Raw genomic sequence first — 15,294 nt, forward strand, 5'->3', positions numbered from 1 at the left:
TCCACAGTGAGCAATAAAGCGATACACACTCTTTTTTGCACATGTCACTGGGTAAAGGAAGGCGTAAAAACGCCATATTTAAAAGATTGAGGTAAAACATGCAAGTTTCTGTTGAGACTACTCAAGGCCTAGAGCGCCGCATTACAATCACTGTTCCAGCTGAGAACATTGATACAGAAGTTAAAAAACGCTTACAACAACTTTCAAAAACACAGCGTATCGATGGTTTCCGTCCAGGCAAGGTTCCTGTGTCTATCATCAATAAGCGTTACGGTGCAGCAGTACGTCAAGAAGTTGCTGGTGACCTTATGCAACGTCAGTACATTGATGCGGTAATCGCTGAGAAACTAAACCCAGCTGGCGCGCCTTCATTTGAGCCAAAAACGCTTGAAGCTGGTAAAGACCTAGAATTCTCTGCAACTTTTGAAGTTTACCCAGAAGTTGAAATCAAAGATTTAGAAAAAATCTCAGTAGAGAAACCAGTTGCAGAAGTAACTGACGCAGATCTTGAAAACATGCTTGTAACACTTCGCAAGCAGCACGCTACTTGGGTTGAAACTGAAGAAGCAGCTGCAGCAGAAAGCCGTGTAACAATCGATTTCGTAGGTACTATCGACGGTGAAGAGTTTGAAGGCGGTAAAGCTGAAAACTTCCCACTAGAACTTGGTCAAGGTCGTATGATCCCAGGTTTCGAAGACGGCATCGTTGGTAAGAAAGCGGGCGAAGAAGTTGTTGTTGACGTAACTTTCCCTGAAGAATACCACGCAGAAAACCTTAAAGGTAAGCCTGCTCAGTTCACTATCACTGTAAACAAAGTTGAAGTTCAAGAGCTTCCTGAACTTACAGATGAATTCGCAGTAACATTCGGTGTTGCAGAAGGCGGTTTAGACGCACTTAAAGAAGAAGTGAAGAAAAACATGAGCCGTGAACTTGACCAAGCTGTTAAAGCACAGGTTAAAGATCAGGTAATTAAAGGTCTTCTTGAAACTAACGAAATCGAAGCGCCTAAAGCACTTATCGGTCAAGAAATCGACGTACTTCGTCAGCAAGCTGCACAACGTTTTGGCGGCGACGCTAAAAACATGCCTGAGCTTCCTGCTGAACTATTCCAAGAGCAAGCAGCGACTCGCGTAAAGACTGGCCTACTTTTAGGTGAAGTAATCAAGTCAAACGAGATCAAAGCAGACGACGCTAAAGTTGAAGAACTAATCGCTACTATGGCTTCAGCATACGAAGATCCGACTGAAGTTGTTGAGTACTACAAGTCAAACGAGCAACTTATGCAACAGATGCGTAATGTAGCGCTTGAAGAAGCTGCAATTGATTCAGTACTTGCAAAAGCAACTGTTTCAGAAGTAGCAAAAGGCTTTGACGACATCATGAATCCACAAGCTGCGCAATAAGTCATTGACTTAAACGTTAGCTAACGATTAAATGGCTCGTGTATCTCTGCAAAATTTGCAGTTTGTACCGGGCCATTTTTATTGCCGGTAATCTGATAATCAGTTGGAATGTTAATTCCGCATAGTTTCAGCGTCATATGTTAACAAAATTACGTTTGGACTTTGTTAGCACAAAAGGAAAGTATTAATAATGTTAAATAACCCAGTCGATCCTTTAAATGCATTAGTGCCTATGGTAGTTGAGCAAACTGCTAAAGGTGAGCGCTCATACGACATCTATTCGCGATTATTAAAAGAACGTGTTATCTTTCTAACAGGTCAAGTTGAAGACAATATGGCTAACTTAATTGTGGCTCAATTATTGTTTTTAGAATCAGAAAACCCTGAAAAAGACATTTTTATTTATATTAACTCGCCAGGTGGCTCGGTTACCGCGGGTATGGCAATTTACGACACCATGAAGTTTATCAAGCCAAATATCAGTACGGTATGTATTGGTCAAGCGGCAAGCATGGGCGCATTTTTGTTATCTGGTGGTACTAAAGGCAAACGTTTCTGTTTACCAAATTCTCGTGTGATGATTCACCAACCACTGGGTGGCTTCCAAGGTCAGGCATCTGATTTTGAAATTCATGCTAAAGAAATTTTATCAATCAAAGATAAACTAAATAGATTAATGGCCGAGCACACTGGACAGCCGTTAGAAGTTGTATCGAATGATACAGATCGTGACAACTTTATGAGTGCTCAGCAAGCAGTTGACTACGGTTTAGTTGACGGCATACTTTCACAGCGAGATTAATTTAGCGTTGCTAATAAACCTTTGCCATAATGGTAAAGAAGCTCGTTGTAAACAAACGCCTTTTATTTAGGTAAAATAAAAAGGTCGGGAAGAATATTAAGAGGTAGCTTAATGTCTGAAAATCGGAGTGACGGCGATAAGAGCGGAAAATTACTCTACTGCTCATTTTGTGGTAAAAGCCAGCACGAAGTTCGTAAACTTATCGCAGGACCATCAGTGTATATCTGTGATGAGTGTGTTGAACTGTGTAATGACATTATTCGTGAAGAAATAAAAGATATTGCGCCAGCGCAAGCTAGCCAAGATCGCTTACCAACACCAAAAGAAATTCGCAGTAACTTAGATGACTATGTAATTGGTCAAGAGCATGCGAAGAAAGTACTTTCGGTTGCAGTATACAATCACTACAAACGTTTACGTCATTTAACTGGCAAAAACCCTGTAGAGCTAGGTAAAAGTAATATTTTGCTTATCGGTCCAACAGGTAGTGGTAAAACATTGCTTGCTGAAACCATGGCTAAGCTACTTGATGTACCATTTACGATGGCAGATGCAACCACGTTAACTGAAGCAGGTTACGTGGGTGAAGATGTCGAAAACATCATTCAAAAGCTGCTACAGAAATGCGATTACGATGTTGAAAAAGCGCAGCGTGGTATTGTTTATATTGATGAAATTGACAAAATTTCACGTAAAGCAGACAACCCATCGATTACCCGTGATGTATCGGGTGAAGGTGTGCAGCAAGCATTACTTAAGCTAATTGAAGGTACGGTTGCGTCAGTTCCACCACAAGGTGGCCGTAAGCATCCACAGCAAGAGTTTCTACAAGTAGATACTTCTAAAATCTTATTTATCTGTGGCGGTGCATTTGCTGGCCTAGATAAAGTGATTGAAGCACGTGGTAGCAAAAATACCGGTATTGGCTTTGGTGTCGATGTAAAATCAAGCGACTCAAAACGTTCACTTACGGAAGCGTTCCAAGACGTTGAACCAGAAGACTTGGTTAAATATGGTCTTATTCCTGAGTTTATTGGTCGTCTACCTGTTGTTGCAACACTAGGCGAGCTTGACGAGGCTGCACTTGTGCAAATCTTAAGTGAGCCGAAAAACGCATTAACCAAGCAATATGGTTCATTGTTTGAAATGGAAAACGTTGAGCTAGAATTCCGCGAAGATGCACTTAAAGCGATTGCGCATAAAGCAATGGAGCGCAAAACAGGTGCACGTGGCCTACGTTCAATTGTTGAAGGTGTACTGCTTGATACTATGTATGAGTTACCATCAATGGATGAAGTATCAAAAGTCGTAATCGATGAAACAGTAATCAAAGGTGAGTCAGACCCAATTCTGATTTACGAGAATGCAACGCCTGATAAAGCAGTATCAGAATAGTTGTTTGATTATTGAACGAAAAAGGGGCCAAATGGCTCCTTTTTTTATAAAAGCATTGATCTCTTGATTAACTATCCCCATATTCACAAATAATCTAAAAATTTATAATTTGCTGACTAAACTGAATACAGTTTAAAAAAGCTAAAGTTACCAGTTTTACGCAAGGAACAAGTATGACCCTTGAACGTACCGATACGATTGAAATTCCAGTTCTCGCATTACGCGATGTAGTTGTGTATCCACACATGGTTATTCCGCTCTTTGTTGGCCGTGAAAAGTCAATAAAATGCTTAGAAGCCGCAATGGATAACGATAAGCAAGTGTTGCTTGTTGCACAAAAAGACTCAAATATTGATGAGCCAGAAGCGTCAGATATTTACGAAGTAGGCACAGTTGCTACTATTTTACAGTTATTAAAACTACCAGACGGTACAGTAAAAGTACTTGTTGAAGGTACGCAACGTGCTGCAGTAAAAGAATTTGTAAGCACTGATGAGTTTTTTGTTGCGACTGCTGAGTTTTTAGAATCAACTGAAATCCCAGAAGCTGAGCAAGATGTATTTATGCGCAGCGCGGTAAGCCAGTTTGAAGGCTACGTTAAGCTAAATAAAAAGATTGCGCCAGAAGTATTAAGCTCAGTGCAAGGTATTGAAGAAACAGCACGCCTAGCTGATACCATGGCTGCACATATGCCGCTTAAAGTTTCTGAAAAGCAAAAAGCGCTCGAATACGCTGATGTTAAAGAGCGTTTAGAGTTTTTAATGGCGCTGATGGAAGGCGAAATTGACTTATTGCAAGTTGAGAAGAAGATTCGTTCACGCGTTAAAAAGCAAATGGAAAAAAGCCAGCGTGAGTATTACCTCAATGAGCAGATGAAAGCGATTCAAAAAGAATTGGGTGACATGGATGATGTACCTGATGAGTTTGAAGGCCTAACCAAAAAAATTGAAGAAGCGGCAATGCCGGCAGAAGCAGAAGAAAAGACCAAGTCTGAGCTAAACAAGCTGAAGATGATGTCACCAATGTCTGCTGAGGCGACAGTGGTACGTACTTACATCGATACTATGATAGGTGTACCTTGGAAAAAACGCTCTAAGGTGAAAAAAGATCTTGCGAAAGCAGAAGAGATTTTAGATGCCGATCACTATGGTCTTGATAAAGTAAAAGAACGCATTATTGAGTATCTTGCAGTTCAACACCGCACCAATAAGCTAAAAGGTCCAATTTTATGCTTAGTAGGTCCTCCTGGTGTAGGTAAAACGTCGCTAGGTCAATCAATTGCTCGCTCAACAGGCCGTAAGTACGTGCGTATGGCACTCGGTGGCGTGCGTGACGAAGCTGAAATTCGCGGTCACCGTCGTACTTACATCGGCTCTATGCCGGGTAAAATCGTACAGAATATGTCGAAAGTAGGCGTTAAAAACCCGCTATTCCTATTAGATGAAATCGATAAAATGTCATCTGATATGCGTGGTGATCCGTCATCAGCATTATTAGAAGTGCTTGATCCTGAACAAAATACGAGCTTTAACGACCATTACTTAGAAGTTGACTACGACTTGAGCGATGTAATGTTTGTGGCAACGTCAAACAGCTTCAATATTCCAGGTCCGTTACTGGATCGTATGGAAGTTATTCGTCTTTCTGGTTACACCGAAGATGAAAAGCTGAATATTTCAATTCGTCATTTAATTCCAAAGCAAATTAAGCGCAATGGATTAAAAGAGTCTGAAATATCAATTGAAGACAGCGCAATTATCGGCATTATTCGTTACTACACCCGTGAAGCGGGTGTGCGTAGCTTAGAGCGTGAAATTTCAAAGCTGTGTCGTAAGGCAGTTAAGAACATCTTACTTGATAAGTCACTGAAACAAGTAGTAATCAATGAAGACAACCTTGAAGACTATCTCGGCGTTAAGCGTCATGATTACGGCAAAGCGGAAGACAGTAATAAAGTCGGTCAGGTAACCGGTCTTGCATGGACTGAGGTAGGCGGTGATTTGCTGACTATCGAATGTGCGTCAATGGCGGGTAAAGGTAAGCTTAACTACACAGGTTCACTTGGCGATGTAATGCAAGAGTCGATTCAAGCGGCAATGACAGTAGTACGTAGCCGTGCTGAAGCGCTGCGCATTAATGAAGATTTCTACGAAAAACGCGATATTCACGTTCACGTACCAGAAGGTGCGACACCAAAAGATGGCCCAAGTGCGGGTATTGCAATGGTGACAGGACTTGTATCGAGCTTAACGGGCAATCCCGTGCGCTCAGAAGTGGCGATGACAGGTGAAATCACCTTACGCGGTGAAGTATTGCCAATTGGCGGCTTAAAAGAAAAGCTGTTAGCGGCACACCGTGGTGGCATTAAGACCGTGATTATTCCAAAAGAGAATGAGCGTGACTTAAAAGAGATCCCAGAAAACGTAATGGAAGGGCTTTCTATCCACCCTGTTAAGCGAATTGAAGAGGTACTTGAACTCGCTTTAGCCGAGCCAGTTGCTAGTTTTTCAATCGAAACGGCAAAAAATTAAAAAAATTCATCAAAAACCGTCGAAAAGGGCTTTTCAAATAAAATGTCTGTGCTAATTTAGGCACTGTAATTTTGCTAGCCCTTTAAATACGGTGATTAGCGCGAATTTTTATTGTTAATTTAACGCATTATTTTGGTGCATTAACTTAGCCTTTGTGTGGTCTTATACCACGATTAAATAATAACAATGGAAGGGGATGATATAGTGAACAAGTCTCAACTAGTTGATCAAATCGCAACAGATGCAGATATTTCTAAAGCAGCGGCAGGCCGTGCGTTAGATTCATTTATCGAATCAGTAACAGGTGCACTTAAAGACGGTGATTCTGTTGCATTAGTAGGTTTTGGTACTTTCTCAGTACGTGAGCGTGCTGCTCGTACAGGCCGTAACCCACAAACTGGTGAATCAATTGAGATTGCTGCAGCAAATATTCCATCTTTTAAAGCAGGTAAAGCGCTAAAAGACGCAGTAAACTAATTGACTGTAGAAGGCTAAACTTGCCAATTTCAAAATAACCTTTGAAACAGCAATTTTAATCTTCAAGTAAAAAGGCGCATCTGCTAAGATGCGCTTTTTACATATATAGCGTCCTGTAATTTCAGTCTGAAATTGACACTGAAACAGAATAAAAGAGAAAAACAATGCTAGAGAGAATTAGAGAAGGCTCACAAGGTGCTACGGCAAAAGTCATTTTAACCTTAGTGATTTTATCATTTGCTCTTGCCGGTATTGGTAGTTATTTAGGTCAACCTACGGAAACGCCTGTTGCAACTGTCAATGGCAAGGAAATTAGCCAGATGAGCTTCGCTCGTGCTTACGAGAATGAACGCAGTCGTCTAGAGCAGCAATTTGGTGAATATTTTTCACAAATCGCGTCAGACCCTGCATATGTTGCACGTATGCGTGAAAACGTAATGCAACGCCTAGTGCAACAAGAACTACAAATGCAACTTGCACAAGAACTAGGCTTGCGTGTAAGCGACGAAGCAATCAAAAAAGAAATCCGCAATATTCCTGCATTTCAAGTTGCTGGTCAGTTTAATAATGATCGCTACCTTCAAGTAATTCGCCAAATGAACTATCAACCAGATGGTTTCCGCGATTACTTACGTAAAGAAATGACGCTAAACCAATTAGCGACAGCGTTAATTGCAACTGACTTCACGTTAGATAACGAGCTTGCGAGCGCAGTAAAACTGCAAAACCAATTACGTGATATTGAAACTGTGACGTTAAGCGCTGCAAACTTCAAATCAGACGTAGTGGTTTCAGAAGACGAAATTAAAGAATACTATCAGCTTAATCAAAACCAGTTTATGGCACCTGAAATGGTGGCATTAGAGTACATTGAGTTAAAAGGTTCAGAGCTACCACTTGAAGAGGCGGTAACAGACGCTGAAGTTGCAGCTAATTACGAAGAAAACAAGGCACTATACATGGAGCCTGAGCGTCGTCGTGTGGCACATATTCTTGTTGAGAACTTAGAAGACGATGCAGCTGCTCAAGCAAAAGCGGAAGAGATTTTAGCTGAGTTACAAAACGGTGCTGATTTTGCAAAGCTAGCTGAAGAAAAGTCAGATGATTTAGTCAGTGCAGAGCTAGGCGGTGATCTTGATTGGATTGACCGCGATATGATGGACCCTGAGTTTGAAACAGCAGCGTTCGCGCTTGAAAGCGTAGGCGATATTTCTGAAATCGTAAAAACAGAATTCGGTTACCACATCATTAAACTAACAGATTACGAGCCAGAGCAAGTAAAAGAACTTGCTGAAGTATCTGCAGATATCAAAGCGCAGTTAGAACTTGATAAACGTTTAAATCAATTTTATGAAGTACAAACACGTGTTGCAGATCTTGCATTTGAAGTTGCAGACAGCTTAGCAGACGCAGCAGAAGTTGCAGGTGTTGAAGTTAAGAGCACTGAGTTATTCTCACGTAATAACGCACCAGCGCCACTTAACAACCCTAATGTATTAAATACAGCATTTTCGGTAGAGATTTTAGAAGATGGTGTTAACTCTGAGCTGATTGAAATTGCTGATGAACACATTGTGTTTATTCGTGCAAAAGAGCATAAAGCGGCAGCGGTAAAACCACTTGAAGAAGTAACTGCGGGTATTCAATTAACACTTGAGAACCAAAAAGCGAGCGAACTTGCAAAATCTAAAGCACAAGAGTTATTCGCAAGCCTACAAGCAGGTACTGCACTTAGCGAAATCGCAACACAAGCAAATGCTGAAGTAGTTTCGACTGAAGCGGTAACACGCCAGTCGTTTGCACCATCGTATGAAGTAGTTCAAGCAGCATTTAAAATGCCAACACCAAGTGATGCGCAAAGTGCTGAGCTAGTAACGCTTGGTAACGGTGATGTTAGCTTAGTTGTGTTAAATAAAGTGTATGACGCGCCAGCGGCAGAAATTAACGACCAGCTACGTGATGGCATTGCACGCCAGCAAATGAATAAACACTATGAGAGCTTTATCGAAGCGTTAAAAGACGATGCTGAAGTGAAAACAGCAGCAGTTGAAACGCAAGAGCCAAACTTATAATGTTTCGCAATTAAAAAAAGCGCCTAAGGGCGCTTTTTTTATGTCTTTAATTAATGCTTCTTTAGTTACTTTGAGCGTTGCTTAGTTAGCGAGCATGCGTTCAGCCAACTTAGTTTGTGGCTTGGCAAAGACTTGATGTGTTTCGCCATACTCAACCACCTTGCCTTTATGAAGCAGTAACAAGCTGTCACTCATATGCTTTACTAAGCTTAAGTGGTTAGTAATAAGAATATAGCTTAACCCTGTTTCGCGTTGTAATCGCAACAAAAGGTTTACCGTTTGCGCCCGTACTGACGGGTCGAGTGAGGACAGTGCTTCATCTAACACTAAGATTTTAGGGTCGAGAATAATTGCCCGAGCAAGCGCGACACGCTGAATTTGGCCGCCAGAGAACATATGCGCGTAGTAATTGCGGTGTTCGGCAAGTAAACCTACGTTCAAAAGCGTTTGGTTAATGCGTTCTCTGCGCTGCTGTTTATCTAAGTCGGTATTTAGCACTAAGATTTCGCCCAAGATACTGCCAATAGTATTGCTCGGGTTTAAGCTTTTCATCGGATCTTGGAAAATTAGGCGAATATCTTTACTGTTTTCTACGCGTTTTCCGCCATCTTCAATTATCTGGCCATCTAGTAGAATTTGTCCTGAGCTTGCGGTATCAGCGCCCGCTAAAATTTTACCTAATGTACTTTTACCTGACCCTGTTTCACCAATGATGGCGAGGGTTTCACCTTTGCCTAAGCAAAATGATACATCAGAGACCGCATTAAACTGCTTACTTCTAAAAAGCCCTGCGCGCACATTAAAGTGTTTGTGCAGTGCTTGTACCTTAAGAATAGGTTCCATTAGCACTTTTCCTTGTCTTGGTTAAGCGGAAAGTGACAGGCATAGGTGTGACCATGGCTATCTGACACCGGAGGTGTTGCCACACATTCTCGCTGAGCTTGCGGACAGCGTGGTCCAAGTCGGCAACCTATAGGAAGGTGCTGCAAGGTCGGGATTGTGCCTTTGAGCGCGTACAGCGGTGCTTTATGGGCTAAGCTTTGGTTATATTCAGGCAAACTTTTAAGTAACGCTTGTGTGTAAGGGTGTTTTGGCTTAGTAAATAATGTTTTAGTACGTCCAGCCTCGACCATTTGTCCGCAATATAAAACGTGTAAGCCATGAGTCCAATCACTTAGCTCAGATAATTCGTGACTGATCATCAAAATAGACATGCTTTTGAGCTGATTTAAACTGCGTAGCAAACGAAAAATTTGTGCACGTGTTGTGCTCTCAAGCGCTGTTGTCGGCTCATCGGCAATCAGTAATTTTGGTGAGCGTGCAATTGCCATTGCAATCATCACTTTTTGACAAATACCTTCAGAAAGTTCATGGGGATAGCTGTCAAATACGTGTTCATGCTCTTTAATGCCGACTTTGTGTAGTAATGCCTTTGCGCGTTTTTTTAACAATAAGCGCTTTTGAAAAAAATGACCGTTAATTTTATCGCGCGGAATACTTTCAATCAGCTGATCGTAAATTTTCGCTGTGGGATCAAGGCAACTACTAGGTTCTTGGTAGATCATCGCGATTTCATTGCCGATTAACTGGCGACGTTTTTCACCACTTAATCGCATTAAATCGATGCCACGCCAATGCATGCGGTCGGCTGTGATACGCCAGCGCGCATTTAACACGCCCATTAATGCTTTGGCGATTAAACTTTTGCCCGAGCCAGATTCACCAACAAGGGCATGCACTTCACCTTCTTTTAAGCTAAAGCTAACGCGGTCCACCGCGCGGATCACCGTTTCGCCGGTATCTAACTCTATCGTTAAGTTACGAATATCAAGCAATTGCATTTAGCTGGCCTTACGTTTTTGCAGTGCTTGGCGCAAACCATCACCAACTAGGTTAGTAGATAAAATAGTAATAAATAGCAAGAAGCCGGGCAGGGCTACTGTCCATGGGGCAAGGTAAATCAAACTTAAGTTTTCTGCCAAAATTGCGCCCCATTCAGCAGTAGGCGGTTGAGCGCCTAATTGCAAAAAGCCAAGTGCTGCGATATCCAGTATGGCAGTCGATAACGACATGGTAAAAATTAATACAATTTGCTCGTATATATTAGGCAAAATACCTTTTAATAAAATACGCCATTTACTCGCACCATCAAGGCGGTGAGCTATCACATAATCTTTGCTTATTTCTTGGCTAACAATATTTCGGATTGAATGAATGTATTGCGGTAACAGTGACAGAATAATTGCCCACACTGTGTTCATTAAGCCAGGACCAAGAATTGCCACAATAATAATTGCCAACAGTAAACTTGGGATCGCCAGTGTTACATCAAGTAGGTGATTTAAAACAGAAGAACGCCAGCCTTTAGTAAGTGCTGCTAAAATGCCTAAAATGACACCAAAAAGAGTTGTTAATAATGCCGTGATGATGGCAAGACCAAAGGTCATAGTGGCACCGTTCATTAAGCGCGAAAGTAAATCGCGCCCGAGGCCATCGGTTCCAAGTAAAAAGTTTACGCTACCTTGATCATCCCAAGACGGCGGTAAAATAAGCGAATTATTATGCTGCTCGTTGATACCATAAGGTGCAATAAGCGGCGCAAACATGGCAAGTACCGTTAAAAACAAAAACACCCAAAGGCCCAATAATGCAAGGTGATTCGACTTAAAGTTACGCCACAAATGGCGTAATGGCGACTTGTTTGAGTCTTCGGTAAATAACTTAAACTTTGCCATGACTTTGATTTCTCGAAACTGGGTCTAATAGGTTGTGTAAAATGTCTGCCGCAATATTCGCGATAATCACAAATAACGATACGGTTAATAAGCCACCTGAAATTGCTGGGTAATCGCGCTGATAAATACTGTTAATCAGCCATTGTCCAACGCCTGGCCATGAGAAAATAACCTCAGTGATCATCGCAAGCGTAATCAGCGTACTAAACTGTAAACCAATTTGTTTAATAATTGGTAGTAGGGCATTTTTCAGCGCATGGCGAGTGATAATTTCATATCGAGTCAACCCTTTAGCGCGTGCAGTTTTAATATACGGTTTATCTAATACAGTGAGCGTAGAGTCTTTGGTAAAGCGCGTGAGTACACTGGTTGGATAAGTTGCGAGCACTAAAGTTGGTAGCGTTAAGTGTTTAAACGCATCAATAAACGCCTGTTGTTTATAATCGATATCGCTAAGAGCAATATCTATCAAAATAAACCCAGTCGTATCAGGAATTTCATACAGTAAGCCGACGCGGCCACTCATTGGCAGCCAACCTAGCTGTAAGCAAAACACCATAATTAAAATAAGCGCCAGCCAGAATATCGGGGTTGAAATACCTATCAGTGCAAATGAGTTGATCGTGTAGTCGGGTAGTCGTTTGTGATACGCCGCCGACAAAATACCCGCCGGAACACCAACAATAATCGACACAATAAGGGCATAAAATGCAAGCTCTATCGTTGCAGGGAAAAGCTCTTTAATATGCTCAAAAACCGGCTGTCCGGATGAAAAAGACGTACCCCAATCACCATGGAAAATATTAGAAATAAACTTGCCATACTGCGCAATATAACTTTTATCTAGGGCATATTTTTGGCTCAGCGCATCGCGTTCCATTGGTGTGGGTGTTTGCACACCACTTAAATTTGAAATCGCTTCACCTGGAAACAAATACGCCAATGAAAACGTAAATGCGCTTAATAACAGCAGCATAAAGAAGAATAGCGTTAGCCTTCTCGTAAGGTAGTCACGTAACATCATTGTGCTTTCCTCGCATTAGCGAGCGAAATACCACCAAATGGCGGTACTTCAACACCTGTGATGTGTGTTGATTTAGCTTGCAGGCGCAGTCCATGGGCAATTGGCAGTAAAGGTAATTCCTGAGCAACCATTTGTTGCGCAGCAAAGTAAATTTCTTTTCTCGCCTCAATATCTTCAGTGTCGTGGGCTTTTGTTAGCAGTAAATCAAACTCAGCGTTACACCAATTAGAAGGGTTCTTACCGCTAAATACTGATGCACAGCTTAAAATTGGGTTTAAAAAGTTATCGGGTTCTGGCGAGTCAGCTGCCCAGCCAATTAAAACCGAATCGTGTTGATGCAGGGTTAATCGCTCAAGAAACGTGTTCCACTCGTACTCAATAATATTCACTTTTATGCCAATTTGCTTTAATTCGCTTTGAATAAGCTCGGCCATTTTTCGGGCGTTAGGATTATAAATACGGGTTACTGGCATCGCCCACAGATCCATGGTGAAGCCATCTTTATAACCAGCGGTTTCAAGTAATGATTTTGCTAGCTCTAAGTTATAGCTAGGATAGTTTGGTTGGGCTTGGTAGGCCCAAGATTCTGGCGGTAAAATAGATTGTGCCATATCCGCGTTATTAAAATAGACCGCTTGCAGTATTTTCTGTTTGTCGATGGCGTGTGAAATTGCGCGACGTACTTCAACTTTATCAAATGGTGCTTTTTGCGTATTAAAGGCCAAATAGCCCACATTTAAATTTGCTAATTTTTCAACGGCGATGTCTTCACGGTTATTTAAAACTTCGATATGTGCGCTACTTGGGTGAGCTGCAATATCACACTCGCCAGTAAGCGCTTTAGCGATGCGGGTGTTGGAGTCTGATGTAATATCAAATACCAATTGTTCAATGGCTACATCACTTTTCCAGTAATCTTCATTGCGATAAAAGCGCACAAAGGCATCGCGTTTAAAGCGTTTATATTTATAAGGGCCTGTGCCGATAGGTAAGCGGTCGATATCTTCCAAAGACTCATTTTTACTTAGCATATCGGCATATTCTTTTGATAGCACAATGGCAAAATCGGTGGCCATGTTGGATAAAAAGCTGCTATCTGGGCTAAACAACTCAAATGTAACTTGGTACTCGCCTGTTTTAGTCACTGAGCGAAAAGACTGATCTAAACCAATACTTTGGAAATACGGGTAATTACCACCGCCGACAAAATGGTAAGGGTTATAAACATCAAATAAGCGGGTAAATGTAAACACCACATCGTCTGCGTTAAGTGAGCGGCTTGGTGTAAAGTAATCGGTTTGATGAAACGCCACATCCTGGCGCAAATTAAACACCACTTTTTTGCCACCATCTTGCAATGACCAACTGGTTGCTAATTCGGGTATAAATTCACCACTGGTTGGGTCGATTGATAGCAAACGGTTATAGAGTTGATGAGAGATAATGTCGATGGTTGACCCTGTGGTGGTCAACTGTGGATTAAATGCCACCGGGTTTGCTTCCGAGCAGTACACTAAGCCATTAATGGTCTTTTGCTCTTCAAAGGTGCACGCAGCAAGCAAGGTGCATGCGAAAATAGCCGACACCTTTGAGCAGTTAGTACGAAGTAATTCGAGTAATTTTGGCAAGTTACTTCTTTTTTTATCCGTTTGTGTTGTTGTGTTACAACGTTCGCGCATTGGCATCTAATAAATTGTATTTTTTTAAGTAGCCTCGCAGCTGATGGTAGGTTAACCCTAAGCTATCGGCCGTTTTTCTTTGATTATATTGGCAATACTTCAATGCGTCATTAATTAAATCAATTTCGTACTGATTTGATAATGTTTTTAAGTCACATGGAAAGTTAAATTCTGGCTTGCTGGTTACTGGCTCGTCCACAACTGGTGGCGCAACAGCGTTAGTTGGCTCAGTTGGGGCGACGCTAACACGGTCGTTTGTTTTGACTTTTTGCTTTGGTCTAAATGGGCTAATAAATGGGTCGAGTATAATTTCATGTACAGGCACATGCGGGTTAGCAGCGCGATAAACACTTCGTTCAACCGCATTTTTAAGTTCACGAATATTACCTGGCCAGTGGTAATCAAGTAACGTTTCTTGTGCTTTTCGTGTAAAACCGCTGAATAACTCCCATTCAAGATCTCGCGCCATATTAATTGCAAAGTTTTCAGCTAGTAGCAAAATATCTTCTTTACGCTCTCTTAAAGGCGGCAGTGTAATCACATCAAAAGCCAAGCGGTCGAGTAAGTCGCTGCGAAACTCGCCTTGCTCAGCAAGACTGGGTAAATCCTCATTGGTTGCGCAAACTAAACGCGTATTAACGCGTACAGTGGATTTACCGCCAACACGCTCAAACTCACCATACTCAATGACACGTAATAGCTTTTCTTGAATAAGGCCTGAGGTATTGGCTAATTCATCTAAAAACAGTGTGCCACCATCAGCTCGCTCAAAACGCCCTTCATGGCGTTTGCCTGCACCGGTAAATGCGCCCGACTCATGTCCAAATAATTCACTTTCTAGCAGGTTTTCGTTTAGTGCCGCACAATTAAGCTTTACATAATTTTGGTCCCAACGGCTTGAGAGGAAATGTAAACGTGCAGCAATCAGTTCTTTACCAGTTCCGCGCTCGCCAATTATGAGTACGGGTTTATTAAGCTGTGCTACTTGCGATACATGCTCTAATACTTCTAAAAAGCTGTTAGACTGACCTAAAAGATTGTCCTGTTGATTAGTGCGACTCATTTTTGCTAACTCTTAGTCAAATTTACTAACATCTAGTGTATTTTAATTCTTGATGTGTTTAAAGTATTTTGTATTTCAAAATATTTCACTTTAAAATCAATTCTTTAGGTGTA

12 protein-coding genes are annotated in these 15,294 nt (G+C 41.6%); 6 read left to right on the forward strand and 6 right to left on the reverse strand.

What is annotated here, in order from left to right; all coding sequences use genetic code 11:
- Nucleotides 1-98 precede the first annotated feature (98 nt).
- From tig to AC2IOM_RS09105, 6 genes are all read left to right on the forward strand, one after another.
- Nucleotides 99-1,403 (forward strand): trigger factor, encoded by a 1,305-nt coding sequence (tig, locus tag AC2IOM_RS09080; protein ID WP_010559669.1) that lies wholly within the window; start codon nucleotides 99-101, stop codon nucleotides 1,401-1,403.
- A gap of 190 nt (nucleotides 1,404-1,593) precedes the next feature.
- The gene (gene clpP, locus AC2IOM_RS09085) at nucleotides 1,594-2,205 is read left to right on the forward strand and encodes an ATP-dependent Clp endopeptidase proteolytic subunit ClpP (RefSeq protein ID WP_010559670.1); all 612 of its coding nucleotides are present in this window, start codon (nucleotides 1,594-1,596) and stop codon (nucleotides 2,203-2,205) included.
- 111 nt (nucleotides 2,206-2,316) lie between these two features.
- Nucleotides 2,317-3,600, forward strand: coding sequence for an ATP-dependent protease ATP-binding subunit ClpX (gene clpX / locus AC2IOM_RS09090; protein ID WP_010559671.1), 1,284 nt, complete (start codon nucleotides 2,317-2,319; stop codon nucleotides 3,598-3,600).
- A 173-nt stretch (nucleotides 3,601-3,773) separates the two neighbouring features.
- Nucleotides 3,774-6,131, forward strand: coding sequence for an endopeptidase La (gene lon / locus AC2IOM_RS09095; RefSeq protein WP_486358172.1), 2,358 nt, complete (start codon nucleotides 3,774-3,776; stop codon nucleotides 6,129-6,131).
- 204 nt (nucleotides 6,132-6,335) lie between these two features.
- Complete coding sequence (gene hupB, locus AC2IOM_RS09100; protein WP_010559673.1) at nucleotides 6,336-6,608, forward strand: nucleoid-associated protein HU-beta; 273 nt, start codon at nucleotides 6,336-6,338, stop codon at nucleotides 6,606-6,608.
- 164 nt (nucleotides 6,609-6,772) lie between these two features.
- Nucleotides 6,773-8,680, forward strand: coding sequence for a SurA N-terminal domain-containing protein (locus AC2IOM_RS09105; RefSeq protein WP_486358173.1), 1,908 nt, complete (start codon nucleotides 6,773-6,775; stop codon nucleotides 8,678-8,680).
- A gap of 81 nt (nucleotides 8,681-8,761) precedes the next feature.
- Here the strand turns inward: AC2IOM_RS09105 and AC2IOM_RS09110 are convergent, their stop codons facing one another.
- From AC2IOM_RS09110 to pspF, 6 genes are read right to left on the reverse strand one after another with little or no spacing between them, the layout of a single operon-like run.
- Nucleotides 8,762-9,523, reverse strand: a complete 762-nt coding sequence (locus AC2IOM_RS09110) for an ATP-binding cassette domain-containing protein (RefSeq protein WP_100913753.1) — start codon at nucleotides 9,521-9,523, stop codon at nucleotides 8,762-8,764.
- A complete protein-coding gene (locus tag AC2IOM_RS09115; protein WP_486358174.1) occupies nucleotides 9,523-10,521 on the reverse strand; it encodes a peptide ABC transporter ATP-binding protein in 999 nt (332 codons plus the stop codon). Before AC2IOM_RS09115 ends, AC2IOM_RS09110 begins: the two co-directional genes overlap by 1 nt.
- Nucleotides 10,522-11,415 (reverse strand): ABC transporter permease subunit, encoded by an 894-nt coding sequence (locus tag AC2IOM_RS09120; protein ID WP_010559677.1) that lies wholly within the window; start codon nucleotides 11,413-11,415, stop codon nucleotides 10,522-10,524. It lies immediately after the preceding gene.
- Nucleotides 11,402-12,436: an ABC transporter permease gene (locus AC2IOM_RS09125; protein WP_486359557.1), complete on the reverse strand. Its 1,035-nt coding sequence runs from the start codon at nucleotides 12,434-12,436 to the stop codon at nucleotides 11,402-11,404. The genes AC2IOM_RS09120 and AC2IOM_RS09125 overlap by 14 nt, the downstream gene beginning before the upstream one ends.
- Nucleotides 12,436-14,118, reverse strand: a complete 1,683-nt coding sequence (locus AC2IOM_RS09130; protein ID WP_486358175.1) for an ABC transporter substrate-binding protein — start codon at nucleotides 14,116-14,118, stop codon at nucleotides 12,436-12,438. Before AC2IOM_RS09130 ends, AC2IOM_RS09125 begins: the two co-directional genes overlap by 1 nt.
- A complete protein-coding gene (gene pspF, locus AC2IOM_RS09135) occupies nucleotides 14,102-15,181 on the reverse strand; it encodes a phage shock protein operon transcriptional activator (protein WP_237130967.1) in 1,080 nt (359 codons plus the stop codon). The genes AC2IOM_RS09130 and pspF overlap by 17 nt, the downstream gene beginning before the upstream one ends.
- Nucleotides 15,182-15,294: the final 113 nt, after the last annotated feature.

This window comes from Pseudoalteromonas sp. NS-SX12, assembly GCF_057367955.1.